We start from the raw sequence: 21175 nt of genomic DNA, 5'->3' as shown, positions 1-21175 counted from the left end.
GTGCTATAGATCGACGCGATTTGCAGAAGGAATTTGAGGATGAGGCAGGACAGTCGGCTTTCGCGTATGCTGCATGTTTTGATCCACATGGACAAACACGATGGGGCGATGACATCGGAGATGATCGCGCAGATGCTGGACGCCAACCCCGTGGTGATCCGCCGCACGATGGCGGGCCTGCGCGATGAGGGTTTTGTGCTGTCAGAAAAAGGCCATGGCGGCGGCTGGAGGCTTGCTCGCCCTCTCGATCAGCTAACGCTTCTCGATATTTATTGCGCCGTTGGCGAGCCATCCATCTTCGCTGTTGGACCTGCCTATGACATGCCGGGATGCCAGATCGAGCAGGCGGTCAACGCGACACTGAAGGGCGTGTTCGATGAGGCTGAGCAACTGTTGCGCAGCCGGTTTTCACAGGTCACGCTGGCCGATGTGGCGAAGGGGCTTGCAGGATAGCGTTGATATCCGCCTTAGCCGCGATCGAGCACGCGGCAGGAGGGGACTGGCCCATCTGGAAGCGCATGTGTCATCGCCCGTCTGAGATCGCGGCTGTTGATGTGCAGGCTGCGGTCGAAGGGTAGAGCGAGCCGGATGATCTTGGTGGCGGCTGCGCTCAAGAATGCCTGCTGGTGTTCCGCGAAGAATATAAGGCAGGCCTCCGTGCCCGGCTCTTGCGGCAGAAGCGACTTGAAGGCCAGCCGGTGCATGGCGCAGAGCGCGCCATGACCGGGGACGGAAAAACGCAGGGCTTGAAGCTCATCACTCCATTCCACTGCGTTTTCCCGAGCTTGCGTCATGTTACTTGGCCGTCTCGAAACGCTTGAGGAACAACCCGCTCAACGAGCCGAGGATCAGCCAGAATACGAAGCTGGTAACGGTGGCGAGAACCACGAAACGGCGCTCCAGCGGCAGAGGCGCCAGCGCGTGGTCACCTTCCGGCGGCAGCGGAGCGCCGATGATGTGCGGCGCGACGATGAGCACCAGGGCAAGAATGATCGCCCATGGCTCACCCCGTTTGAAGGCCAGCAACGCAATGCCGCCCGCCGTTGCGGCAACGGTTGCGATCCACCAGATCTGCCGTGCTTCAAGCGCAGCAGCCGGGCTGCCCGGTAGTTCCGGCGGCAGGCCGATCATCGGGGCGAGCATGACCGCAGCAAAACCGGCGAGACCCCAGAACAGACCTTCCCGCCAGCCGCCCTGCGTGCTGCGCAGCGAAATCAGCGCTGTCAGAACGAGCGCGTAACCGATTGATGTCAGCACATTGGCGGCGACGGTATAGGCGTTGCGCTCGAAACCATCGGCAGGTGCCCATGCTTCTGCATCATGATGATGGTCAGCAGGTGTTGCCGCATCATGGCTGTGGGCGGGGGCTGCTTCGCCACCAGCGCTTTCAAAAGTTTCCGCCTGAAGAATGAGCGGCGTGGTGCCGATGGCCTGCATGGCGCTGACGGCGAGACCGGCAATCAGCCCCACCAGAACGGCAGAAAAGACGATATTACGGAAAAATGGCATGGTTGATCTCCCCTCAATGGCAAGGGAAAGCGTTGGCATGGCGCGTATCATGCGCCGCATTGTGCACGGCTTCGACATGCGAAAAGCCCACGAAGCCGACGATGAACAGGCCGAGCGCGGCTGCCGTCAGCGATTGCGCGATTTTCGATGTTTTGGATGAGACGGCAGATGATGCCGTATTCTGCTGGATAGACATGGTGACCCTTTCCTGTGCGGGTGGGCGCTGTTCTGATCAAACGCCGCACGACCGCATTCAACATTCACCACGGGGAAAAGAGACACAGGGTTTTAAAGGTCGGGCGAACCGACCTGCCAACCGTGCTTGCCCGGACACCCCGCCGGTATTGACGACACTTCACGCAATGGCAGGTCTCCTGGCTTGCGGGTCGTAACCTTGAAAACACCTTCCCGATCCTTCTGTTTCGCATCGTACTTTACGAAATCGAAGATGATTTCGCGTCGATGCGCCAGACCAGTGGCATTTCGTTTTCAGGCTATCCGCTCACAGTTGCGGGGGCAGCCACGAATCAAAGCGTGAGGCTTCTATCGTGTTCCCTTTTCACTTTCCGGGCGAACCCGGAAAGACCATCACACCTATTTCATGCGCTGTCGTAGGGAGCGAGTCAAGCCGGCAGCACCATAGCCGACCTGCAAAATATATCATTAGGTGTTCTTATAAATTTAACAAACTTAAAGTTGAATTTACCCGCACCTGAACATTCCACTCCTATCGAGCGAGGCTAGCGTGGCAGATTTTACGACCGTCAATCCAAAGTCCGGCGGATTTCATACGGGCAAGAGCATCAATGATAAAATGGAGTTAGGCATTTATAAAGTTGCCTATGTTGCCGTAGGAACGGGACAGCTCACGACGTTCACCAGCAATGAACTTCATGCAGCAGGCAGCTATGACAAACTCGGCAAGAACGGGAAATTTGACATCAGCGTAACGCCCGATGGCAATCTGTTCCAAGTTGCAGTGACCATCACGGGTGACTACGCCGATCAATCTCGGAAGTTTGCTGCGACTGCAACGCAGGTCAATGCACATTCCGTCAGGCTTGATCAGCAAGGAGGCAGCCTGTCCCTCACGCTGACACAAAACAACGGCACATGGCCGGTCATCTCTGCCAAAATCGACATCACGATCAGTTGGGAGTCTATCGGGCTTTACGTCCAACCAGCCTAAGCACGTCCCCGCATATACCGTCGTGGTTGACGAAAGTCACCGCGACGGTACTGCCTTGAGATAGGCCGCAATCGCATTGCGGTCTTCGGCTGTCAGGTGTGCCATGTTCTGCTGGACCTTGACCATGGAGCCGCCGGCGCTGTCGAAATCCGGGGTGAAGCCGGTTTCGAGATAGTTGGCGATATCGGCTTTCGTCCATGAGCCGATGGCCTGCGAGCCGGGCGTGATATCGGGAATGCGCCCCTCACCTTCCGGGTTCGGTCCACCGGCCAGCCACTGGTCTTTCAGGAAACCGCCCAGCGCATCACGCGGGGTGTGACATTCGCCGCAATGGCCGGGGCCTTCTACAAGATATTGGCCGCGCACGACCTCTGCATCCGCATTGGCGAGCTCCACGCGCGGCTGACCCTTGTCGAAATAGAGGAACTTCCAGCCGCCGAGGCTGAGGCGGATGTTGAAGGGGAATGGCAGATCGTGGCCGGGCGCATCATTGCTGCTGGCGGGCAGGGTTTTCAGATAGGCGAAGAGATCGTTGATGTCCTGCGGCGTCATCCGCGCATAGGATGCGTAAGGGAAGGACGGATAGAGATGTTCGCCTTGTCTGCCCACGCCGCGCGTCATCGCATCACCGAATTGCGCCACCGTCCAGCTGCCGATGCCGTGTTGCGGATCGGGCGAGATGTTGGGCATGTGGAAGGTGCCGAAGGGGCTTGGCAGCGCCTGCCCGCCGGACAGCGTCTTTAGCGCATCGCCGGTGGCATCCGGCGCGGCGTGACAGCTGGCGCAGCCGCCTGCCCAGAACAGGGTTTCACCATTGGCGAGATTGGGCTCGCCCAGATTGGCCCAATGGCTCGGTGGCTGGCGCTGAGGCGCTGTGACCCACATGAAAATGCCGAACCCGGCAACGCCCGCAACAACAGCGCCACCCGCCAGCTTCGCCCAGATGGAAGCCATCGCCTTCTCCGATTCAATCAAAATTCAAAATGCAAAAAGGCCCGCCGGTTGAATGGCGGACCTTGGCGATGACAGATTACTTCTTCAGACGGTATGTCTGGTGGCAGCTGCTGCAATCGGCACCCAGCGTCTTGAGGGCTGCGCCCACGCTGGCCTGATCCGTTGGCAATTGCGCCAGAACCGCATCCGCATCCGTGCCGAGCTTTTCGGACTTCGTCTTGAAGTCTGCAAAGTTCTGCCAGATGGCAGGTGCGGCGGCGCCGCCTTCAGAACCGGCAGGGAACTGGTCCGGGAACGCCTTGGCATTGGCACTGATGGTGGTGACGGCGGTTTTGACCACGTCCGCATCATAGGGCTTTTCACCCTTGGCGATGGAACCCAGCGCGCCCATGGCACCGCCGATACCCTTCATCAAGCCTTCGCGCTTTTCGACCTCGCCGGCTGCGGAAACCGCACCGGCGCACAGACAGCCTATCATTATGGACGCGGCAATGGTTCTAAGCTTCATCATCTCTCTCCTGATCCGCATGCTGGCGGGGTGTATGCTTCGTATCGCTTCATGCCTATCGCAAATTCACTGCACAGCTTTTCGACAGGCGCGACGAACGCACAAGAAGATGCCCGCTTCCCATGGCAAAAAGAAGTCACATTCCGGTGATTTCTGGAGCGAAATCAGGCGCATATCAGCGATGTGCGATAGCTTCCCACAGCGTGAAACCGGCAACCACGATAAGCAGCAAACCGGCGGCGCGGCCGATGAAAATCGTCACATGCGGTGAAGACACCAGCAAATCCCGGCTTTTGCCCGCTGTCAGCGCCAGAGTACCATAGACCACAAGCTGCGTTGCCGCCGTCATCAGCCCCATGATGATGCCCTGAATCCAGACAGGGCCATAGATCGGCTTTAAAAATTGCGGGTAGACGGCCATCATGAAAAGATAGGCCTTGGGGTTGGACAGGCATGTCACGATGCCACGCCGGAACGCCCGGCGGGCCGACGCGCTGGCACTCACCTCATCCCCCTCCACCACGATGGAACTGCGCATGAGGCCGATGCCGACCCAGATCATATAGCCGGCACCGAAGATCATCAGTGGCGTGAACAGCTTGGGCATGAGGCTGGCAAGAAGCCCGACACCGATGGCACCGTAAAGCGAATGCACGACCCCGCCTGCCATGATGCCGGATGTGGCCGCAAGTCCTGCCTTTCGGCCTCCGGTCAGCGAGCTTGCCAGAACGAGAAGCATGTCGATGCCCGGCAAGATGATGATGCCGAACAGGAGCGAGAAATAAAGCCAGAGATTTTCGGTGTAAGTCATCGTGAGTATTCCTGAAAATATAACAGTCGCAAAATGGTGTCGCCATATCGCGCCAAGTCATCCGTTTTTCCGGGGAATATCAAATGAATAAGTGTGGTGATTTCATCTCGCTGGCGATACGTTTCGCCTGCCCGCGCAACAGCGTGTTGCACCGAACATGTCGTGAGATAAGGCGTTCACAGCGTGAGCGTGCGGCTGTCTTCGCGGCCAAATCCGCGAATCTCGATGCGATCTGCATAGAGATCGGCAATCGCGAAAGTGTTTTCGCTTAGCGTATCCACCATGCCCTTGAAGTTGAGAAAATGCGTATGTCCCAGCTGCCCGTAATTGCCGGTGTGGTTGTGGCCGCAGAACCAGGCTCTGGCGCTTGGTTGCGCGGCCAGCAGGTTCAGCACATCAGGCGCGTCCCACATATTGTGCGAATTTTCGGGATAGAGCGGATAGTGGCAAAACAGAATGGCATGTTCGCCCGCCGCATCGGCTGCATCCAGCGTTTTTGCCAGCCAATGCAATTGCTCGTCGCTGAAAGAAGCGTTCCAGTCCTGCGCATTGATGGCACCGGCCTCCTGCAAAGCAGCCAGTCTCTTCTCGGCCAGCGCGCGGCGCGGGTCGCCGGGTGGCGGGGCAAACAGGCTGACGTCATTGCCATCCAGCACCACGAAACGGAAATGGCCGATGGAAAAATCATACCATGCAGACGGCATGCCGAGGCGTGCATGGATTTGGCTCAGATATTCCGGCGCGACGGCGAAGTCATGGTTGCCGGGCAAGAGAACCGAGCGGTGTTTAAGACTGTCATAACAGCCCAAAATCGCATCGAAATTCTCCCAACCGCGATCGATGATATCGCCCAGCGTGACGACGAAGGCTAGGTCTTGGGCGTTGAACACATCGATGGCTTCCGCCAGCTTGCGCGGGCTTTCCGCGTAATAACGGCCCATGTCCGGGCGTGGCGCGATATCGGCATATTGGGGATCGGCAACGATGCCGAAGGAGAAGAGCGGTGCGGATGTGTCTGTCATGATGCCCCCGCATAGGCCGGGCGAATGACACGCATATGACAGAACGAAAACACCCGGCGCTGAGGCCGGGTGTTTGCAGAATTTCGTAAGGCAGACCTTACTTGGAAGCGGCTTCGTAACGCTCCAGAACGTAATCCCAGTTGATGAGATTATCGACGAAGGCTTCGAGGTACTTCGGACGCAGGTTGCGGTAGTCGATGTAGTAGGAGTGTTCCCATACGTCGACGCCGAGGATCGGGTCTGCGCCGTGAACCAGTGGGTTTTCGCCGTTTGGTGTCTTGGAGATTTCCAGCTTGCCGTTCTTGACGGACAGCCATGCCCAGCCGGAGCCGAACTGCGTGGTACCGGCAGCGATGAAATCTGCTTTGAACTTGTCGTAGCCGCCGAGGTCAGACGAAAACGCCTGCTCCAGCTTGCCGGGCAGCTTGTTTCCGCCGCCGTCCTTCTTCATCCACTTCCAGAAATGGACGTGGTTGTAGTGCTGGGCAGCGTTGTTGAACAGGCCGGCATTGGTGCCGAAGGACTTCTTGACCACTTCTTCCAGCGAAAGATCTGCAAGGCCAGCTTCAGCAGCAAGCTTGTTGCCGTTGTCTACATAGGCCTTGTGGTGCTTGTCGTGGTGAAACTCGAGCGTTTCGCGCGACATGTAAGGCGCCAGCGCATCGTAATCGTAAGGCAGTTCGGGAAGTTCAAAGGCCATGGTTTTACTCCTTGTTGCAGCGGCGTGACCGCTCCTTGAAACCGTGTGCGCGGACCATAAGAGCGGACGTCATCGGAGGCAACCTGTGAAATATCAAAATGTTCCGGCAAAAGAGAAAATTCCACTCATGCCCCTCGAAAAACACTTTTCACCTCAAGGTTGGCGTACCGATCAAAGAAAATCCGTTCGCTTTGCGGACCATAGACCAAGGATATTGCCATGAGACGACAGTTCCTCGCCGCCGCTTTCGCCAGCCTCATCGCCCTGCCCGCCGCCGCATCCTCCGGCGATGCCTGGCAGGAATTTGCAGCCGATGTTCAGGCCAAGTGCCTTGCCGCATCGAAAGACGCGATCGTGGACGCAAAGGCAGTGGTCGATCCAACCGGCAGCGAACATTACGGCCTCGCCATCCTGACCGGCAAGGCCAAGGGCACCGAAACTGTTATCAGTCATATCTGCGTTTACGACAAGAAAACCAAGGCCGTAGAACTCGGCAGCGAACTCTCGAGCGACTCCGTGAAGGTGGAACTGCCGGGCTCCACCAAGCCCTGACAAACAATGCTAGACGTCAAGGTTACTCTGCGGAACTAACGCGCAAAAATAAAAGGGGCGGCGTCGGAAGGCCTGTCCCATTTTTGTAAGAGTAGGTAGAACCGAGAGCAGTCATCTGTTCCGCAGCCCAGCTGCCTCGCTATTTATCCCTTACGATGGATGGATTTGCTAATCTCTGCAAGAATTCCCAGCGCTATGGCGCACACCATAACAATCGTCGTTCTATCAATTATTTCGCCGATTTGCCTTGATCCCAGGTACCGCGCTTTCAGCATCGCGGCTTGAGCCACATCATCCAACGAGGCGACATAAAACGCCATCGCCAACCGCAATCCGCCCGAGATCAAAACCAGCCAAGCCCCTGCGAGACCAATCCTAGTCAGTATCATTATTACCCCCAGCTTTAATACTGATGAGTAACGCGCTGAAAATTCTTCAGTCAAGTGCCACCGTATGACGCTAGCGTCTCGTATCCGAATTGATGGAGTCTAGAACCGCGGCGTCGCATCCGCCTCACCGAGCGGGCGCTGCATCAGCACGATGTCCAGCCAGCGGCCGTGCTTCCAGCCGACGGATTTCAGGGTGCCGACCATTTCGAAGCCGGTGGCGCGGTGGACGCCGATGGAGGCGGCGTTGTCGGCATCTCCGACGACGGCGACCATCTGGCGGAAACCCCGCGCACTCGCCTGATCGATCAAGGCTAGAAGCAGGGATTTTCCGATGCCGAGGCCCTTGCGCGCCGGATCAACATAGATGGAGTCCTCCACCGTCGCGCCATAGGCCGGTCGAGCGCGGTGGGGTCCGGCATAGGCATAACCCGCAACCGCGCCCTCCACCTCTGCGACAATGTAAGGAAAGTTGCCCGCAACCAGCACCCGTCTGCGCTCGACCATCGTGTCTGCGGATGGCGGCTCTATTTCGAAACTGGCCGTGCCGTGCAGCACTGCATGGCGGTAGATTTCGGTAATGGTTTCGATATCGCCCTCTTCGCAGGGGCGGATGGTGACAGTGGGTTTTGGCTGGGACAGCATTTCAATATCCTGGGAAATTCTCTTCGCGTAGTTTGCACCAGACGAAAACCAAAATAAAGATTATCCATCTTATGCAAACCATAAGGAATTCTTTGGTGATGGATTTCGATCTCAAGCAGCTGCGCAGCTTCATGGATGTGGCCGATCTTGGTAGTTTTTCCGCCGCTGCGCAAAAGGCTGGCGTAACCCAGCCCGCGATCAGCCTGCATATTCGTCTGCTGGAGAAACAGTTGGGCACCCGGTTGGTGGAGCGCGTGGGGCGACGGGCACAGCCGACATCGGCGGGGCGCGATCTGCTGATCCATGCAAGGCGCATTGCCGAAGATGTCGCGCAGGCTATGGAGGCGGTGGCCCCGCACCGCAGTGGTGCTGCCGGTCGGTTGCGGATCGGCACCGGTGCGACGGCGCTGATCTATTTTCTCCCTACCATTCTGGGACAAATCCGCCATGCCATGCCCGATATCGAGATCAAGGTTCAGACCGGCAACACGCCGGATATTCTGCGGCTTCTGGAAGAGAATATGATCGATGCGGCCATTGTGACCCTGCCCGCCAGCGGGCGCAGCATCGAATTGCGCGACATCCACTGTGAAGAGCTGGTGGCGATCTTTCCGCCTGATGCCACGCTGCCAGCAGGCGAGATCACCGCCGATTTTCTCTCCGGTCAGCCGCTGTTGCTTTATGAAGGCGGTAACACCAGACGGCTGGTGGATGACTGGCTGAAGGCGGGCGGCAAACGGGTTCAGCCGGTGATGGAGCTTGGCAGCGTCGAAGCCTTGAAGAAGCTGTCGCAAGCTGGGCTGGGCGTGGCTATTGTCCCGGCCATGGCTATGCGGAATGAGGCGGCATCGTCACCGCTGACGATCCGCTCTTTATCTCCTAGGCTTGAACGCAGGCTGGCACTTGGCCTGCGCCGCGACAAGCATATGACCGCGCCCTTGCGGGCGCTTTCCGCCATTCTCAGCCACCGGTCAACAGTTTGATGGCGATCAACCACATGGTGAGCGCGATGACGCCTTCCAGTATGCGCCACGCCTGCGGATTGGCGAAGATGGGCCGCAGCCAGCGGGCGCCGTAGCCGAGGGAGAAGAAGAAGACGAAGGAGGAGGTGACGGCACCGGCCCAGAATGCTGCTTCAGAGCCCGGAAACTGCGTGGAGATGGTGCCGAGCAGAACCACCGTGTCCAGATAGACATGCGGGTTGAGCCATGTGAGCGCAAGACAGGTGGCGAGTGTCGAGCCGAGCGAGGTCACGGTGCCGGATGCGGCAACGAGAATATTCGATGCGCCGAGCGCCGATTGCAGGCTTTTTGCGCCATACCAGAAGAGAAAAGCCGCACCGGCGTAACGCATGGCGGGCTCGAGCGCTGGCATCACGGCGGCAATCTGGCGGAATGCGGTAACGCCGACGGTGATCAGTATCGCATCCGACACGGCGCACGCGAGAACCACGGCAAACACATGCTCACTGCGCAGCCCCTGCCGCAGCACGAAGGCGTTTTGCGCGCCGATGGCGACGATCAGCGTCAGCCCCATCGTCAAGCCCGTCATATAGGTCGAAAAATCCATGTACCCTGCCCCTGTTTCGGGCTTTGAATAGGTGGCGCGGCCAAGTTAATCCAGTTAAGCTTTCTTATCTGGATTAAGTCAGGCTAATGTCATGTTGGATTATGCAGCGCTGCGCGCGGTCTCAATGGTCGTGCAGACCGGTAGCTTTGAAAAGGCAGCGCTCGCCTTGCACGTCACGCCCTCTGCGATTTCCCAGCGGGTGAAGCAGTTGGAAGAACGGTTGGGTGCGGTGCTGATCCTGCGCGGCAACCCCTGCACGGCGACGGAAAAGGGTGAATGGGTCTGCCGCCACATGGAGCATGTGGGCATGCTGGAAACGGAACTGTTCGGGCAACTGCCTGCGCTGCTCTCGCCCGACCAGCCGGGGCAACAGGTCACGCTACACATCGCAACCAATGCCGATAGCCTCGGCACGTGGTTTCTCAATGCCATCTCCGGCTTTGCCACCGAGCAGCATTATCTGCTGAATATCGCGGTCGATGATCAGGACCATACGGCGGAATGGCTGCAACGCGGGCGGGTTCTGGCTGCCGTGACCAGCCTTGAAAAGCCGGTGCAGGGCTGCCGCGTCACGCCGCTAGGGTCCCTGCGATACCACGCGACCGCCAGCCCGCAATTCATGGCGCGATATTTCGCAGGCGGGGTGACGGAAGCACGGCTTTCACAGGCACCGGCTTTAACTTTCAACCAGAAAGACCGGCTGCAACACCAGTGGGTATCAAATGTCTTCGGCGCTCCCGTCGTTCACCCCACCCACTGGCTGCCCTCCACACAAAGCTTCGTGGATGCAGCGCTTCTGGGCATGGGCTGGGGCATGAACCCGCACGCGCTTGTGGCCCAGCATCTGGCCTCGGGTCGTTTGCTGGAACTGGTGGCCGATACGCCGCTGGATATTCCGCTCTATTGGCAGGTGAACAGGCTGGCGGCGGAAAAGTTGAAGCCACTGACGCAGGCGGTGGTGGATGTGGCGCGGGGGGTATTGGTGCAGGGGTGAGCAAGAACACCCCCTCTGCCTGCCGGCATCTCCCCCACAAGGGGGGAGACAGATTGTGGCTCTCTTTTGCCCATGACTGACGCTTGAAATAGAACGAATGTGGTGCCTTCAGCTTTCTCCCCCCTTGTGGGGGAGATGCCGGCAGGCAGAGGGGGTCTTCGCTAGGGAGCTAAAACCTCACTCCGCCTCAACATTCGCGGACCCCGCCCATTCCATATACAAATCCAGCGCCTTGCGCGCCACCGGACCAGCCTGCAGTTCCCGCTCGTCCAGCTTGATGACGGGCGAGACCTTGGAATAGTTGCCGGAGCAGAAAATCTCATCTGCCTCGCGGAAATCCTGCACCGAAAGCGTGGCCTCGCGTACATCGAAACCGGCCTGGCGCAGCAGGATCATGACGCGGGCGCGGGTGATGCCCGCGAGGAAGGTGCGGTTGGGGACGGGGGTGAAGACGACACCGTCCTTGACCATGAAGACATTGGCAGAGGATGTCTCGGCAACATTGCCGTTCATATCCAGCATCAGCGCGCCGCCGAAGCCGCGCGAGCGGGCTTCCAGAATGGCGCGTCCGCTGTTGGGATAAAGGCTACCGGACTTGGCATCCGTCATGGCCGTTTCCGGCGATGGGCGGCGAAGGGGGGAGACGGTGAGTGTGATTGGCGCACCGGCATCCATCGGCGCTTCGAACAGGCACAGCGCAAAGCGGGTGGAGGCCGCATCCGGGGCGACGATGCTGCCCGGCGTACCGTGTTCTGCCCAATACATCGGCTTGATGTAGATGGCCGTATTGCCGTCGAATTTCGTGACACCTTCCAGCGCCAGCTGCTCGATCTCTTCTGCCGTCATGGTCGGCTTCATGCCCATGTTGATGGCGGAGCGGTTGACGCGCTGGCAGTGCAAATCCAGATCCGGCGCCAGCCCGTTGAACCAGCGTGCGCCGTCAAACACCGTGGATGCCAGCCACATGGCGTGCGAGGTCGGCCCGATCAGCGGCGGGTTGCCGGGAAGCCACTGGCCATCGACATAGGTCCAGGTGGGGGAGCGGGGAGCGGTATCGACGGACATGACATTCTCCTTGGTAGATGTGCCGGGGAATGAATGCCTCTCGCCCTTGAGCGTCAAGACCAAATTCCGCCGATTTCCGAAATTGATGGAAAGTTACGGAAAAACGGCCCTTCGCTTGGATTTTATTGCGCCATCCGCAAGCGGCATCGATACACCCATCACGCTTTTTGATGAATAAGTGGCTGGCCCGCATGCTTTCGCCATGCGATGTTCACATCAATCGAGGAGTGCATCATGGTGTGGTCGGCGCAGCAATATCTGAAATTCGAGAACGAACGCACCCGCCCCGCCAGCGATCTTCTGGCGCAGGTGCCGCTGGAGCGGCTGACGGCGGGTTACGATTTGGGTTGCGGACCCGGCAATTCCACGGAACTTCTCGCCGAACGCTACGGCGTCAACGTCATCACCGGCGTGGATAGCGATCAGGACATGCTGGAAAAGGCGCGGCTTCGGCTGCCCAACACCACCTTCCAGAGGGCTGATCTCGCCACATGGAAGCCGCAGCAGAAAGCCGATCTGCTCTATGCCAACGCCGTTTTTCAATGGCTGCCGAACCATTTGGATATTCTTGTTGCGCTGATGGATCACCTGAAGCCCGGCGGCGTGCTGGCCGTGCAGATGCCGGACAATCTGGGTGAACCCACCCATCTTGCCATGGAAGAAACCGGCGCTGCGGGACCATGGAGCGCCGCCTTCGAAGGCAACCGATTGCGTCGCCGCGCCCTGCCATCTCCTGCCACCTATTTCGACCGGCTCTCGCCGAAATCGGCAAGGGTCGATGTCTGGCACACGATCTATAACCACCCGATGCAGAATGCCCAAGCCATCGTGGAATGGGTCAGAGGCACCGGCCTTCGACCCTATCTGGAAGCCGCAGGCGCAGAAAACCGCGAGGCGTTTCTGGCCGATTATCTGGCCCGCATCGACGCCGCCTATCCACCCATGGCAGACGGGCGGCGGTTGCTGCGGTTCCCACGACTGTTCATCGTGGCGGTGAAGAAGTAACTGCTGAACTCCCACTTTCGTCATCCTCGGGCTTGTCCCGAGGATCCACTACCCTCTCGGCTGTCTCGAGGTGGTTAGATGCCCGGGACAAGCCCGAGCATGACGGAAGAGGAGCAGTTTGTGGGCTACTCCGAACCCTTGCAAATCTGGTAATCAACCGTTGAAAGCGTAAACACGCAGACGGTGCCCGTCGGGATCGACGGCGGTGAATGTATAGCCGAAATCCATGGCTGTCGGCTCTTGAAGAATGCTCAGGCCTTTGGCCTTCCATTCCCGGTGGCGCGCATCGACATCGCTATCTGACGCAACCTGAAAGACGACTTCCATTCCGCCGCCGGTTACGGTGACGGCGGGTTCTGCCGTGTGGCGTGACCAGAGGCCGAATTTCAGGCCGCCTTGCAGAATGAACAGGGCGAAAGTCTCGGACGCTTCCACAGGTGCCGTGCCGAACAGATCCTTATAGAATTCGGTGCTTTTCACCGGGTTTTCCACGAACAGGATGGTGAAGTTGGGGTGGGTCATCGCTCTGTCTCCTTGTTGACGATGGAGTGAGCCTAGACCTTGCTACTGTCAGTTTTTGTCAGCAGTGATTGCCTGACGCGCGCGCCATTCCTTCAAAAGCGATTGGCGATTGCGGGGGTATCGTGTCGAAAGCGGCTGAAACGCCGTAATCCGATCGGCGCGAAAGCTGCGAAAATCCTGCCGCAGCTCGCACCATGCCAGGACGACACGGACCTGATCGAAAAAAGCCAGCGCAAAAGGCCAAATAGTGCGTTGCGTGCCCTGCCCGCTCTCATCACCATAATCGATCTGCGCCTTCAACTGGCTGCGAATGGTCGCCCGCACACTGCCCAGATCGATATGGGCCATATCCAGCACCTTGCCGGGGCCGATGAGAAGCGTGGAATTTTCAAGCTCCTCGCTCAGTTCTTCCGGCAAGACAGCGGCGATCTTTGTCAGGGCAGCGCGCGCAGCATTCGCCATCGGCCCATCCGCCCTGCCCGCCACCCAGCGCGAGCCCAGCACCAGCGCCTCGATTTCCGCTTCGCTGAACATCAAAGGCGGCAGCAAAAAGCCGGGCCGCAGAACATAACCTACGCCCGCCTCGCCTTCGATATTGGCACCCTGCGACTGCAAGGTTGCGATATCGCGGTAAAGCGTGCGCAGGCTGATGCCCGTCGCCTGCGCCAGTTCTGCGCCGCTGACGGGTCTGCGATGCGAGCGCAGGAGTTGAAGAAGGTCTAGAAGACGCTGGGAGCGTGACACGATGTTTCCTTGCGCCGCGTTTGCTATTGCCACAAAACTTTAAAAGCATCATATAATACATCAATATCAATATATTAATGCAATATTTTCACCAGCCATTAGTTATTTTAGGAAACCAGTTTTCAATCCTACACGGCTATTCTTGCGAAAAATTCGAACGCTGGGGTAGAACGTGCGAAATTTCTGGCAAGATAAATCAGGTAACTTCGGTATTCTTACCGCACTCATGGTTGTGCCCATTTTTGGCGCTGCCGGGGCTGCTCTGGATATCAGCCAGGCCATGGCGGTCAAGGCCGATTTGCAGCAGGCAGCCGATGCCGCCGTGCTGTCTGCGGTGGCAAAAATGTCCGCGCATGTGGAAGCGGCCAGAAAAATGTCTGGCGATGGCGCAATCGTTCTTCCCGATGACGAAGCCATGAACTTTTTCAAAAGCGATGCGGTGGGCCGCGACGACTTCCAGGTCGAATCCGTCGATGTGTCGGTGGAAAAGGTCGGCAATGTGGTGCAGGCCGCCGTCGCCTTTCAGGCCACCGTCAACACCTCGCTGACGCGCATTCTGGGCAAACAGTTCGTCACCGTTTCCGGCAAGGCGACGGCGAAATACGAAACGGAAATGTTCAGCGATTTCTATCTGCTGCTGGACAACACCCCTTCAATGGGCGTGGGCGCAACGCCATCAGACGTTTCCAAACTGGTGGCCAACACGAGCGATAAATGCGCCTTTGCCTGTCACATCGTCAAGGACGGTGTGGCTGACCAGAACAGCTATTATTTCAAGGCGAAAAAACTGGGCGTGACGACGCGCATCAACGTCGTGGCCAAGGCAACGGCGAGCCTGATGGACACCGCCGTCGCCACCAGAAAGAACGTCAACCAGTATCGAATGGCGGTCTACACATTTGGTGAGAAGGCGGAAGACACCAAGCTTCTGGAAGTTTCGCCACTGAGCTCCGATCTCGCAACCGCCAAAAAGAAGGCTGCCGATATCGACCTCATGTCCATTCCCTATCAGGGCTACAACAACGATCAGCAGACGGATTTCGACCGGGCAATGACGCAGATCGCCGACAAGATCGGCAAGCCGGGTAATGGCACAAGCGCCGCCACCCCCGACAAGGTCGTATTCTTCGTCTCCGACGGCGTCGGCGACAGCTACAAACCCTCCGGCTGCACCAAGAAGCTGACCGGCGGTCGCTGTCAGGAACCCATCGACACCAAGCTGTGCACAGCCCTGAAAAACAAGGGCTATCGCATCGCGGTGCTTTACACCACCTACCTGCCCCTGCCGACCAACGACTGGTACAACACTTGGATCAGCCCTTTCCAGTCGCAGATCGGCACCAAGATGCAGGACTGCGCCTCCCCCGGCCTCTACTTCGAAGTCAGCCCCACAGAAGGCATCAGCGACGCCATGTCCGCACTGTTCAAGCGGGTTATCACATCGCCACGGTTGACGAGCTGATTGGGTTAGGCATCTCCCATCCAAAGGGTGGGAGATGCTTCATCGTTTCAAATCCAGTGATTACAACGCCACGTCAGCAACTGCCTGTCGCGCCAGATAATCGGCTCGATCTTTCTGGACGTTCTGAAAGCTGTCGAGCATCTTGAGCAGGTCATCGGTAGTTTCGCCCAAGCCGTCCTGATACTGAACCGGGCTGTCCATGTCGAATGCGGCAATCACGTCGAAGTCTTCCTGCGTCATGGCGGCATCCGACTTGATGACCTCGGCTCCGAATAGACCAGCAATAGCGTCTGCTCTCTTCTGCGCCAGATCAGGCCCCGCCGCCCCATCGACGCTGGGCAAAAGGTCGTTGATGGCAGCAGAATAGTCGCTGAAGCTGATCACCTCTCCGCGATTATCGATTCTCGCGACCATTTTCCCGTTGGAAACGACCGTCGCATAATCTAGCTCAAAACTCCGCTCCAGCGCATCATGTGTCGTTTCAATCGTCTCTTCTGTGACGCTCATATAATCTTGGTATCTATCTTCTGGCTGTTGCGCGACGCTGAATTGAATGCGGGAAAAATCAACCCGGTGCGATTGCCCAACGAAGGTTTCGCCGTTGGCAAGCTGCAATGTGGTGACAGGACCAACGGTGACGGCATCGGAAACCGTGACTGTATTTTTTGCTGAAGGCGTATCGCCTTCTGCAACCAGTGCGCCGAACCCGTCAGAATTTTCGGATGCTGTTTGATCCTTGTCGGCGGAGCGTGATGTCGTAACGGTGTTGTATTGTGAGTTTGCTGCAACGGATGTCATTTTCAAAACTCCAAGTGGCTATTTGCCCAAGTTGCCATTCGAAGCTTGTCTCAACCTAGAATTATATTTCTTTTTCTTTCTGTGAAATTAACAACCTTTAATCGCTGTTTTGGTGAAATCGAGGTGGCGGCCCATTTGTAGGCTCCAAACAAATCTCGCCCGCGCGGCTTGAACCAAACCGCTGCCGACACACTTATCCCTATACCATTCCCGCACCGCATCTTCGCGGGCCCCCTCCCAAAATGGAGAAAACCATGCACACAGTGAACGCCAATGGCGCAAATATCCCCGCTCTCGGTTTCGGCACATTCCGCATGCCGGATGCAGACGTCCACCGCATTTTGCCCGAAGCTCTGAAGCTCGGCTTCCGCCATGTCGATACGGCGCAGATTTACAAGAACGAGGCTTCCGTCGGCGAAGTCATCGCCAATTCCGGGATCGCGCGCGGCGATATCTTCCTCACGACAAAGGTCTGGGTCGACCAGTACAAGCACGCCGACTTCATCAAATCCGTGGATGAGAGCCTGACCAAGCTGAAGACGGATTATGTCGATCTTCTCCTATTGCACTGGCCAAAGAGCGATGTGCCCCTGGCAGAGCGTATCGGCGCGCTGAACGAAGTCCACAAGGCTGGAAAGGTTCGCAATATCGGTATTTCCAACTTCAACGTCGCACTGACGGAAGAAGCCGTAAAGCTTTCCGACGCGCCTGTTACCAACAACCAGATCGAGTATCACCCCTATCTCGACCAGACCAAGGTGATTGAAGCCGCCCGCAAGAATGGCATCTCCATCACCGCCTATTACCTGATGGCTGACGGCAAGGTGCCTCAGGATGCGGTGCTGAAGGACATCAGCGCAAAACACGGCAAGACCGCCGCGCAGGTCGCGCTACGCTGGGCCGTGCAGCAGCCGGATGTGATTGCGCTTTCCAAGACGGCGACGGAAAGCCGGTTGAAGGAAAATTACGACATCTTCGATTTTGAGCTGTCTGACGATGAGATGCAGGCGATTTTTGCGCTGGCGAAGGCGGATGGCAGAATCGTCAATCCGGGTCACTTGGCGCCGGAATGGGATCAGTAGGCTTAAGTTAGAAAATGCAAAACGATCAGTGAGTTGACCGTGTCTGGAACGCCCGCTATTCGTCATGCTAGGGCTTGTCCCTGACATCTGCTAAGTTGCATTTTTTGAGATGTGGTTAGACCCTCGGGACAAGCCCGAGGGTGACGTCGAGGGAGAGGAGCGGCCTGTGTGGCGATTGCCAATCTTTCAAGAGTGCAACCCATTCACCATGCCAAACACCTGATCGAAATTGCCGTTTTGCGCGGCAAAACGCAGCGGCTTGCAGCACTCCACCACCACTTCCGTTGCTTCCAGCTGGTTGGTCAGGATGTCCATGACCTCGGCAATATAGGCGTCGAGTGGCATGGCGCGTTCGTCGGTGGCCTGGTGGTCGCCCTGCAATGTGGTCTGCACATAGGGTGGGATGATTTCAATGACATCGACCGGGGTGCCCTTGAGCTGTTCGCGGATGGTCATGGAATATGCGTGGATGGCGGATTTGGTGGCGCTGTAGGTGGGTGTGGCGACCATCGGCACGAAGGCAAGGCCGGATGAGACGGTCAACACCGTTGCCTTTGGCTTCGTCAGGAAATGCGGCAGTAGCGCCGCCGTCAGGCGGATGGGCGCGAGGAGATTGGTGGCGATGGTTTCTTCGGCGATCTCCAGATAATCGGGTGCTGCCTTGATATCCTCATTCTTCATGATGCCGGCATTGTTGATGACGGCGTTGAGGTCTGGGTGGTCGGCGATGAGCTTGTCGGCGAAAGCCTTGATGCCCGCAGCGTCGGTCGCATCCATCGTGGCCCATGCCATGCCCGGATTGGCAGCGGAGACCTCTTTCAAAACCTCAGCGCGGCGACCGGAGATGATGACCTTGTTGCCAAGCGCATGAAATGCTTCCGCCAGCGCCCGGCCAATGCCAGAACCGCCGCCGGTGATGAGAATGGTGTTGCCTGTGACGTTCATGGGAATGCCTTTCCTTGTTGTCTTACCGGAAAGTAGGTAGATTGCTCTCCAATGGGTAGAAGGCACCCGAAAGATTTATACTTACCCGAAGGAGAGTGTCTGGATGAAAAGGCATCTGGCCGATGACATCATCGAGGAAAAGCGCAAGTCACCTCCGCCTGATGAAACCGATCCGGTCATCGAGGCGCTGGTGCGTGACATCATCGCCAAGGTTGCGGACAAGTGGACGATGCTGATTCTGGAGGTTCTGGAAGAAAACGGCACGCTGCGCTTCACGCAGATCGGCCATCATGTCAGCGGCATCAGCCAGAAGATGCTGACAAAAACCTTGCGGCAAATGGAGTGCGACGGGCTGGTGAAACGTGTCATTCACCCGGTCATTCCACCGCATGTGGATTACAGCCTGACCCCGCTGGGCAAGAGCCTCGGCGCCGCATTTTGCGGCGTATGGATATGGGCCGAGACGCACCATGCGGACATAGAAAAGGCGCGGAAAGCGTTCAGCGAACACCCTCCGCGCCGGGCAGTTTGATTATGCGAACTGGCTGAGGCCTGGAACCGAGGCGATAACCTGATCGACCACTTCGTCGCCTGCATGCTGGCGCGCAATGGAAATCGTCGCCTTGGCGAGAGCGGAAATTTCGCCCATGCCGAGGCCCTGGCTCATCAACTGCTGGCCAAGACCCATGATGCCGCCGCCGCCGATGGCGCTCATCAGGCCGCCCAGCAAACCGCCGCCGCCCTGGCCTTCGCCGTTGAAACGGGCCACCAGTTCCGGTGCGCCGGGAATGGATTCGATCATCTTGGCAACCGGCGCGTCATCGGCCTCGCGCTGGAGGAAACCCAGCATCATGCCAAGGGCTTTTTCCGCCACGTCCGGGGCAATGCCCACCCTGTCAGCCACCTGGGTGACGATCTCGCTCATAGTCTTCCTCCTGGAGAATAAAATTACGTTCACGTCAACGTAAAACAATTGATGCCGTGTTTCAAGCTGGCGAAAAGCCGGAAAAAACAAGTTTCGCCGCCCTTCTTCAACATCCCTATCAAACAGTTGTTGAGGGCGGAAACAGTTCCTATAAGTATATTGCAAAGAATGGATAAAGGGCAGCCATTGCCCGCTATACCGGAGGGATCGCCACGATGCTGCAGGACGGAAAGCTTTATATCGGCACGAGCCGCAATCCCGACGACACCCTCAACAAGGGCGAATATCTGGACTTAAGATTCGGCAACCGCCACGGCCTCATTACCGGCGCCACCGGCACGGGTAAAACCGTATCGCTTCAGGTGCTGGCGGAAGGCTTCGCCAAGGCGGGCGTGCCGGTGTTCTGCGCCGATATCAAAGGCGACCTCTCGGGCATTGCCGCCAAGGGTGATGCCAAGGATTGGGTGACGAAACGCGCCGAACAGATCGGCTTTACCGATCTCGCCTTCGAGCAGTTTCCGGTCATCTTCTGGGATCTCTACGGCGAAAAGGGCCACCGCGTCCGCGCCACCATCGCTGAAATGGGGCCGCTTCTGCTGGCGCGGCTGATGGATGCCTCCGAAGCACAGGAAGGCGTGCTGAACATTGCCTTCAAGATTGCCGATCAGGGCGGTCTGCCGCTTCTTGATCTCAAGGATTTGCAGGCGCTGCTCAACTACATGGGTGAACATGCGTCGGAGCTGTCAAACCAGTTCGGGCTGATTTCCAAGTCCTCGGTCGGTTCGCTGCAACGTGGTCTGCTGGTGCTGGAACAGCAGGGTGCGGAACATTTCTTCGGCGAACCGGCGCTGAAGATTTCCGATATCATGCGCACCACCAGTGATGGTCGCGGCACGATTTCGGTTCTGGCCGCCGACAAGCTGATGATGAACCCGCGTCTTTACGGCACCTTCCTGCTGTGGATGCTCTCGGAACTCTTCGAGGAACTGCCGGAAGTGGGTGATCCCGCCAAGCCCAAGCTCGTCTTCTTCTTCGATGAGGCGCATCTGCTGTTCAACGATGCGCCGCGTGTGCTGGTGGAGCGCGTGGAACAGGTGGTCCGCCTTATCCGCTCCAAGGGTGTGGGCGTTTATTTCGTCACGCAGAACCCGCTGGATGTGCCGGAAACCGTACTGGCGCAGCTGGGCAACCGCGTGCAGCATGCGCTGCGCGCCTATACGCCACGCGAGCAGAAGGCGGTGAAGACGGCGGCCGACACATTCCGCCAGAACCCGGCTTTCAGCACGGCAGACGCCATCACCACACTCGGCACCGGCGAAGCATTGGTCTCGACGCTGGGCGACAAGGGCGCACCCTCCATCGTGGAGCGCACGCTGGTTCGCCCGCCATCGGGCCGTGTTGGCCCTGTGAGTGACGATGAACGCCGCAGCATCATGAGCACAAGTCCGGTTGCCGGTATCTACGACACCGACCTGGACCGCGAATCCGCCTTCGAACTTCTGGCCGCCCGCGCCCAGAAAGCCGCTGATGCAGAGGCCGCAAAGCGTGCTGCGGAAGAACAGGCAAGCCAGCAACCCGACACTGCCGCAGGCCGCTGGAAGCTTCCGGGCTTCGGCGACGAAGAGCCGAAGCAGACCTCCACCACCGGCGGTGCCCGCAAATCCAGCGGGTATCAGCGTGAAACGGTGATCGAGGCGGCGATGAAAAGCGCGGCCCGGTCTGTGGCGACGTCGGTTGGACGTGCGCTGGTGCGCGGGATTTTGGGAAGTTTGCGGCGGTAGGGTTGCC

General features: G+C 58.1%; 28 protein-coding genes and 1 riboswitch. Of the genes, 11 read left to right on the top strand and 17 right to left on the bottom strand.

Annotation, left to right across the window (positions count from 1 at the left end; genetic code table 11):
* Positions 1-39: 39 nt before the first annotated feature.
* Complete coding sequence (locus AC27VJ_RS03935; protein ID WP_488682876.1) at positions 40-453, top strand: RrF2 family transcriptional regulator; 414 nt, start codon at positions 40-42, stop codon at positions 451-453.
* A gap of 14 nt (positions 454-467) precedes the next feature.
* Here the strand turns inward: AC27VJ_RS03935 and AC27VJ_RS03930 are convergent, their stop codons facing one another.
* From AC27VJ_RS03930 to AC27VJ_RS03920, 3 genes are read right to left on the bottom strand one after another with little or no spacing between them, the layout of a single operon-like run.
* Positions 468-794, bottom strand: coding sequence for a hypothetical protein (locus AC27VJ_RS03930; protein WP_488682875.1), 327 nt, complete (start codon positions 792-794; stop codon positions 468-470).
* Position 795: 1 nt separating this feature from the next.
* Positions 796-1509, bottom strand: a complete 714-nt coding sequence (locus AC27VJ_RS03925; RefSeq protein WP_488682874.1) for a CbtA family protein — start codon at positions 1507-1509, stop codon at positions 796-798.
* A gap of 13 nt (positions 1510-1522) precedes the next feature.
* Positions 1523-1705, bottom strand: a complete 183-nt coding sequence (locus tag AC27VJ_RS03920) for a CbtB domain-containing protein (protein ID WP_062450401.1) — start codon at positions 1703-1705, stop codon at positions 1523-1525.
* A 151-nt stretch (positions 1706-1856) separates the two neighbouring features.
* Positions 1857-2114: riboswitch (cobalamin riboswitch) on the bottom strand.
* 140 nt (positions 2115-2254) lie between these two features.
* Here AC27VJ_RS03920 and AC27VJ_RS03915 point away from each other — a divergent pair.
* Complete coding sequence (locus AC27VJ_RS03915; RefSeq protein WP_488682873.1) at positions 2255-2698, top strand: hypothetical protein; 444 nt, start codon at positions 2255-2257, stop codon at positions 2696-2698.
* A gap of 36 nt (positions 2699-2734) precedes the next feature.
* Here the strand turns inward: AC27VJ_RS03915 and AC27VJ_RS03910 are convergent, their stop codons facing one another.
* The 5 genes from AC27VJ_RS03910 to AC27VJ_RS03890 form a co-directional block, all read right to left on the bottom strand.
* Complete coding sequence (locus AC27VJ_RS03910; RefSeq protein ID WP_488682872.1) at positions 2735-3652, bottom strand: cytochrome c; 918 nt, start codon at positions 3650-3652, stop codon at positions 2735-2737.
* A gap of 76 nt (positions 3653-3728) precedes the next feature.
* Positions 3729-4160 (bottom strand): c-type cytochrome, encoded by a 432-nt coding sequence (locus tag AC27VJ_RS03905; protein WP_353576182.1) that lies wholly within the window; start codon positions 4158-4160, stop codon positions 3729-3731.
* Positions 4161-4335: 175 nt separating this feature from the next.
* A complete protein-coding gene (locus AC27VJ_RS03900) occupies positions 4336-4971 on the bottom strand; it encodes a LysE family translocator (RefSeq protein WP_488682871.1) in 636 nt (211 codons plus the stop codon).
* 176 nt (positions 4972-5147) lie between these two features.
* Positions 5148-5993: a metallophosphoesterase gene (locus AC27VJ_RS03895; protein ID WP_488682870.1), complete on the bottom strand. Its 846-nt coding sequence runs from the start codon at positions 5991-5993 to the stop codon at positions 5148-5150.
* 97 nt (positions 5994-6090) lie between these two features.
* Positions 6091-6693: a superoxide dismutase gene (locus AC27VJ_RS03890; protein WP_488682869.1), complete on the bottom strand. Its 603-nt coding sequence runs from the start codon at positions 6691-6693 to the stop codon at positions 6091-6093.
* Positions 6694-6912: 219 nt separating this feature from the next.
* Between AC27VJ_RS03890 and AC27VJ_RS03885 the strand changes: the two genes are divergently transcribed.
* Positions 6913-7245, top strand: a complete 333-nt coding sequence (locus AC27VJ_RS03885; protein ID WP_113085985.1) for a hypothetical protein — start codon at positions 6913-6915, stop codon at positions 7243-7245.
* 143 nt (positions 7246-7388) lie between these two features.
* Here AC27VJ_RS03885 and AC27VJ_RS03880 read toward each other — a convergent pair whose 3' ends face one another.
* Positions 7389-7688 carry a hypothetical protein gene (locus AC27VJ_RS03880; protein WP_162727631.1) on the bottom strand — a complete coding sequence of 100 codons (300 nt, stop codon included), beginning with the start codon at positions 7686-7688 and terminating at the stop codon, positions 7389-7391.
* 45 nt (positions 7689-7733) lie between these two features.
* Complete coding sequence (locus tag AC27VJ_RS03875) at positions 7734-8276, bottom strand: GNAT family N-acetyltransferase (protein WP_488682868.1); 543 nt, start codon at positions 8274-8276, stop codon at positions 7734-7736.
* 95 nt (positions 8277-8371) lie between these two features.
* Between AC27VJ_RS03875 and AC27VJ_RS03870 the strand changes: the two genes are divergently transcribed.
* On the top strand, positions 8372-9259 hold the full coding sequence (locus tag AC27VJ_RS03870; RefSeq protein ID WP_488682867.1) for a LysR family transcriptional regulator: 888 nt from the start codon (positions 8372-8374) through the stop codon (positions 9257-9259).
* Here AC27VJ_RS03870 and AC27VJ_RS03865 read toward each other — a convergent pair.
* A complete protein-coding gene (locus AC27VJ_RS03865; protein WP_488682866.1) occupies positions 9237-9845 on the bottom strand; it encodes a LysE/ArgO family amino acid transporter in 609 nt (202 codons plus the stop codon). The two genes, AC27VJ_RS03870 and AC27VJ_RS03865, sit on opposite strands and share 23 nt — an antisense overlap.
* Before the next feature lie 91 nt (positions 9846-9936).
* Between AC27VJ_RS03865 and AC27VJ_RS03860 the strand changes: the two genes are divergently transcribed.
* The gene (locus AC27VJ_RS03860; RefSeq protein WP_488682865.1) at positions 9937-10839 is read left to right on the top strand and encodes a LysR family transcriptional regulator ArgP; all 903 of its coding nucleotides are present in this window, start codon (positions 9937-9939) and stop codon (positions 10837-10839) included.
* Positions 10840-11016: 177 nt separating this feature from the next.
* Here the strand turns inward: AC27VJ_RS03860 and AC27VJ_RS03855 are convergent, their stop codons facing one another.
* Positions 11017-11904 (bottom strand): branched-chain amino acid aminotransferase, encoded by an 888-nt coding sequence (locus tag AC27VJ_RS03855; RefSeq protein ID WP_488682864.1) that lies wholly within the window; start codon positions 11902-11904, stop codon positions 11017-11019.
* Here AC27VJ_RS03855 and AC27VJ_RS03850 point away from each other — a divergent pair.
* Positions 11903-12082: a hypothetical protein gene (locus AC27VJ_RS03850; protein WP_488682863.1), complete on the top strand. Its 180-nt coding sequence runs from the start codon at positions 11903-11905 to the stop codon at positions 12080-12082. The two genes, AC27VJ_RS03855 and AC27VJ_RS03850, sit on opposite strands and share 2 nt — an antisense overlap.
* A 56-nt stretch (positions 12083-12138) precedes the next feature.
* Positions 12139-12909: a trans-aconitate 2-methyltransferase gene (tam, locus tag AC27VJ_RS03845; RefSeq protein WP_488682861.1), complete on the top strand. Its 771-nt coding sequence runs from the start codon at positions 12139-12141 to the stop codon at positions 12907-12909.
* 153 nt (positions 12910-13062) lie between these two features.
* On the opposite strand, the gene AC27VJ_RS03840 is transcribed toward tam, so the two are convergent.
* Both AC27VJ_RS03840 and AC27VJ_RS03835 read right to left on the bottom strand, forming a co-directional pair.
* Entirely contained in the window at positions 13063-13431 is a 369-nt protein-coding gene (locus tag AC27VJ_RS03840; protein WP_488682860.1) for a VOC family protein, read from the bottom strand.
* Positions 13432-13479: 48 nt separating this feature from the next.
* Complete coding sequence (locus AC27VJ_RS03835) at positions 13480-14175, bottom strand: helix-turn-helix transcriptional regulator (RefSeq protein WP_113085995.1); 696 nt, start codon at positions 14173-14175, stop codon at positions 13480-13482.
* A gap of 172 nt (positions 14176-14347) precedes the next feature.
* On the opposite strand from AC27VJ_RS03835, the gene AC27VJ_RS03830 reads away from it, so the two are divergent.
* The gene (locus AC27VJ_RS03830) at positions 14348-15637 is read left to right on the top strand and encodes a pilus assembly protein TadG-related protein (RefSeq protein ID WP_488682859.1); all 1290 of its coding nucleotides are present in this window, start codon (positions 14348-14350) and stop codon (positions 15635-15637) included.
* A 60-nt stretch (positions 15638-15697) separates the two neighbouring features.
* Here the strand turns inward: AC27VJ_RS03830 and AC27VJ_RS03825 are convergent, their stop codons facing one another.
* Entirely contained in the window at positions 15698-16435 is a 738-nt protein-coding gene (locus AC27VJ_RS03825; protein ID WP_488682858.1) for a hypothetical protein, read from the bottom strand.
* A gap of 254 nt (positions 16436-16689) precedes the next feature.
* Between AC27VJ_RS03825 and AC27VJ_RS03820 the strand changes: the two genes are divergently transcribed.
* Positions 16690-17517, top strand: coding sequence for an aldo/keto reductase (locus AC27VJ_RS03820; RefSeq protein WP_488682857.1), 828 nt, complete (start codon positions 16690-16692; stop codon positions 17515-17517).
* A 186-nt stretch (positions 17518-17703) separates the two neighbouring features.
* Here the strand turns inward: AC27VJ_RS03820 and AC27VJ_RS03815 are convergent, their stop codons facing one another.
* Positions 17704-18462 (bottom strand): SDR family oxidoreductase, encoded by a 759-nt coding sequence (locus tag AC27VJ_RS03815; RefSeq protein WP_488682856.1) that lies wholly within the window; start codon positions 18460-18462, stop codon positions 17704-17706.
* 103 nt (positions 18463-18565) lie between these two features.
* On the opposite strand from AC27VJ_RS03815, the gene AC27VJ_RS03810 reads away from it, so the two are divergent.
* On the top strand, positions 18566-18994 hold the full coding sequence (locus tag AC27VJ_RS03810) for a winged helix-turn-helix transcriptional regulator (protein WP_488682855.1): 429 nt from the start codon (positions 18566-18568) through the stop codon (positions 18992-18994).
* Here the strand turns inward: AC27VJ_RS03810 and AC27VJ_RS03805 are convergent, their stop codons facing one another.
* Complete coding sequence (locus AC27VJ_RS03805; RefSeq protein ID WP_113086002.1) at positions 18995-19387, bottom strand: hypothetical protein; 393 nt, start codon at positions 19385-19387, stop codon at positions 18995-18997.
* A 215-nt stretch (positions 19388-19602) separates the two neighbouring features.
* Here AC27VJ_RS03805 and AC27VJ_RS03800 point away from each other — a divergent pair, with 215 nt between their 5' ends.
* Positions 19603-21168, top strand: coding sequence for a helicase HerA-like C-terminal domain-containing protein (locus AC27VJ_RS03800; protein WP_488682854.1), 1566 nt, complete (start codon positions 19603-19605; stop codon positions 21166-21168).
* Positions 21169-21175 lie beyond the last annotated feature (7 nt).

Source organism: Agrobacterium sp. 20P9.1.2, from assembly GCF_057799395.1.
The sequence above is the reverse complement of the archived record's forward strand: the minus strand, read 5'-3'. Positions and strand labels throughout refer to the sequence as shown.

What these genes read in the sequence shown, in the direction of transcription:
- AC27VJ_RS03850 (WP_488682863.1), top strand. Translation starts at nt 11,903, where the DNA reads ATGACATTCTCCTTGGTAGATGTGCCGGGGAATGAATGCCTCTCGCCC.
- AC27VJ_RS03890 (WP_488682869.1), bottom strand. Translation starts at nt 6,693, where the DNA reads ATGGCCTTTGAACTTCCCGAACTGCCTTACGATTACGATGCGCTGGCG.
- AC27VJ_RS03825 (WP_488682858.1), bottom strand. Translation starts at nt 16,435, where the DNA reads ATGACATCCGTTGCAGCAAACTCACAATACAACACCGTTACGACATCA.
- AC27VJ_RS03905 (WP_353576182.1), bottom strand. Translation starts at nt 4,160, where the DNA reads ATGAAGCTTAGAACCATTGCCGCGTCCATAATGATAGGCTGTCTGTGC.
- AC27VJ_RS03920 (WP_062450401.1), bottom strand. Translation starts at nt 1,705, where the DNA reads ATGTCTATCCAGCAGAATACGGCATCATCTGCCGTCTCATCCAAAACA.
- AC27VJ_RS03800 (WP_488682854.1), top strand. Translation starts at nt 19,603, where the DNA reads ATGCTGCAGGACGGAAAGCTTTATATCGGCACGAGCCGCAATCCCGAC.
- tam (WP_488682861.1), top strand. Translation starts at nt 12,139, where the DNA reads ATGGTGTGGTCGGCGCAGCAATATCTGAAATTCGAGAACGAACGCACC.
- AC27VJ_RS03805 (WP_113086002.1), bottom strand. Translation starts at nt 19,387, where the DNA reads ATGAGCGAGATCGTCACCCAGGTGGCTGACAGGGTGGGCATTGCCCCG.
- AC27VJ_RS03865 (WP_488682866.1), bottom strand. Translation starts at nt 9,845, where the DNA reads ATGGATTTTTCGACCTATATGACGGGCTTGACGATGGGGCTGACGCTG.
- AC27VJ_RS03895 (WP_488682870.1), bottom strand. Translation starts at nt 5,993, where the DNA reads ATGACAGACACATCCGCACCGCTCTTCTCCTTCGGCATCGTTGCCGAT.
- AC27VJ_RS03885 (WP_113085985.1), top strand. Translation starts at nt 6,913, where the DNA reads ATGAGACGACAGTTCCTCGCCGCCGCTTTCGCCAGCCTCATCGCCCTG.
- AC27VJ_RS03820 (WP_488682857.1), top strand. Translation starts at nt 16,690, where the DNA reads ATGCACACAGTGAACGCCAATGGCGCAAATATCCCCGCTCTCGGTTTC.
- AC27VJ_RS03900 (WP_488682871.1), bottom strand. Translation starts at nt 4,971, where the DNA reads ATGACTTACACCGAAAATCTCTGGCTTTATTTCTCGCTCCTGTTCGGC.
- AC27VJ_RS03935 (WP_488682876.1), top strand. Translation starts at nt 40, where the DNA reads ATGAGGCAGGACAGTCGGCTTTCGCGTATGCTGCATGTTTTGATCCAC.
- AC27VJ_RS03910 (WP_488682872.1), bottom strand. Translation starts at nt 3,652, where the DNA reads ATGGCTTCCATCTGGGCGAAGCTGGCGGGTGGCGCTGTTGTTGCGGGC.
- AC27VJ_RS03815 (WP_488682856.1), bottom strand. Translation starts at nt 18,462, where the DNA reads ATGAACGTCACAGGCAACACCATTCTCATCACCGGCGGCGGTTCTGGC.
- AC27VJ_RS03930 (WP_488682875.1), bottom strand. Translation starts at nt 794, where the DNA reads ATGACGCAAGCTCGGGAAAACGCAGTGGAATGGAGTGATGAGCTTCAA.
- AC27VJ_RS03855 (WP_488682864.1), bottom strand. Translation starts at nt 11,904, where the DNA reads ATGTCCGTCGATACCGCTCCCCGCTCCCCCACCTGGACCTATGTCGAT.
- AC27VJ_RS03860 (WP_488682865.1), top strand. Translation starts at nt 9,937, where the DNA reads ATGTTGGATTATGCAGCGCTGCGCGCGGTCTCAATGGTCGTGCAGACC.
- AC27VJ_RS03925 (WP_488682874.1), bottom strand. Translation starts at nt 1,509, where the DNA reads ATGCCATTTTTCCGTAATATCGTCTTTTCTGCCGTTCTGGTGGGGCTG.
- AC27VJ_RS03875 (WP_488682868.1), bottom strand. Translation starts at nt 8,276, where the DNA reads ATGCTGTCCCAGCCAAAACCCACTGTCACCATCCGCCCCTGCGAAGAG.
- AC27VJ_RS03810 (WP_488682855.1), top strand. Translation starts at nt 18,566, where the DNA reads ATGAAAAGGCATCTGGCCGATGACATCATCGAGGAAAAGCGCAAGTCA.
- AC27VJ_RS03840 (WP_488682860.1), bottom strand. Translation starts at nt 13,431, where the DNA reads ATGACCCACCCCAACTTCACCATCCTGTTCGTGGAAAACCCGGTGAAA.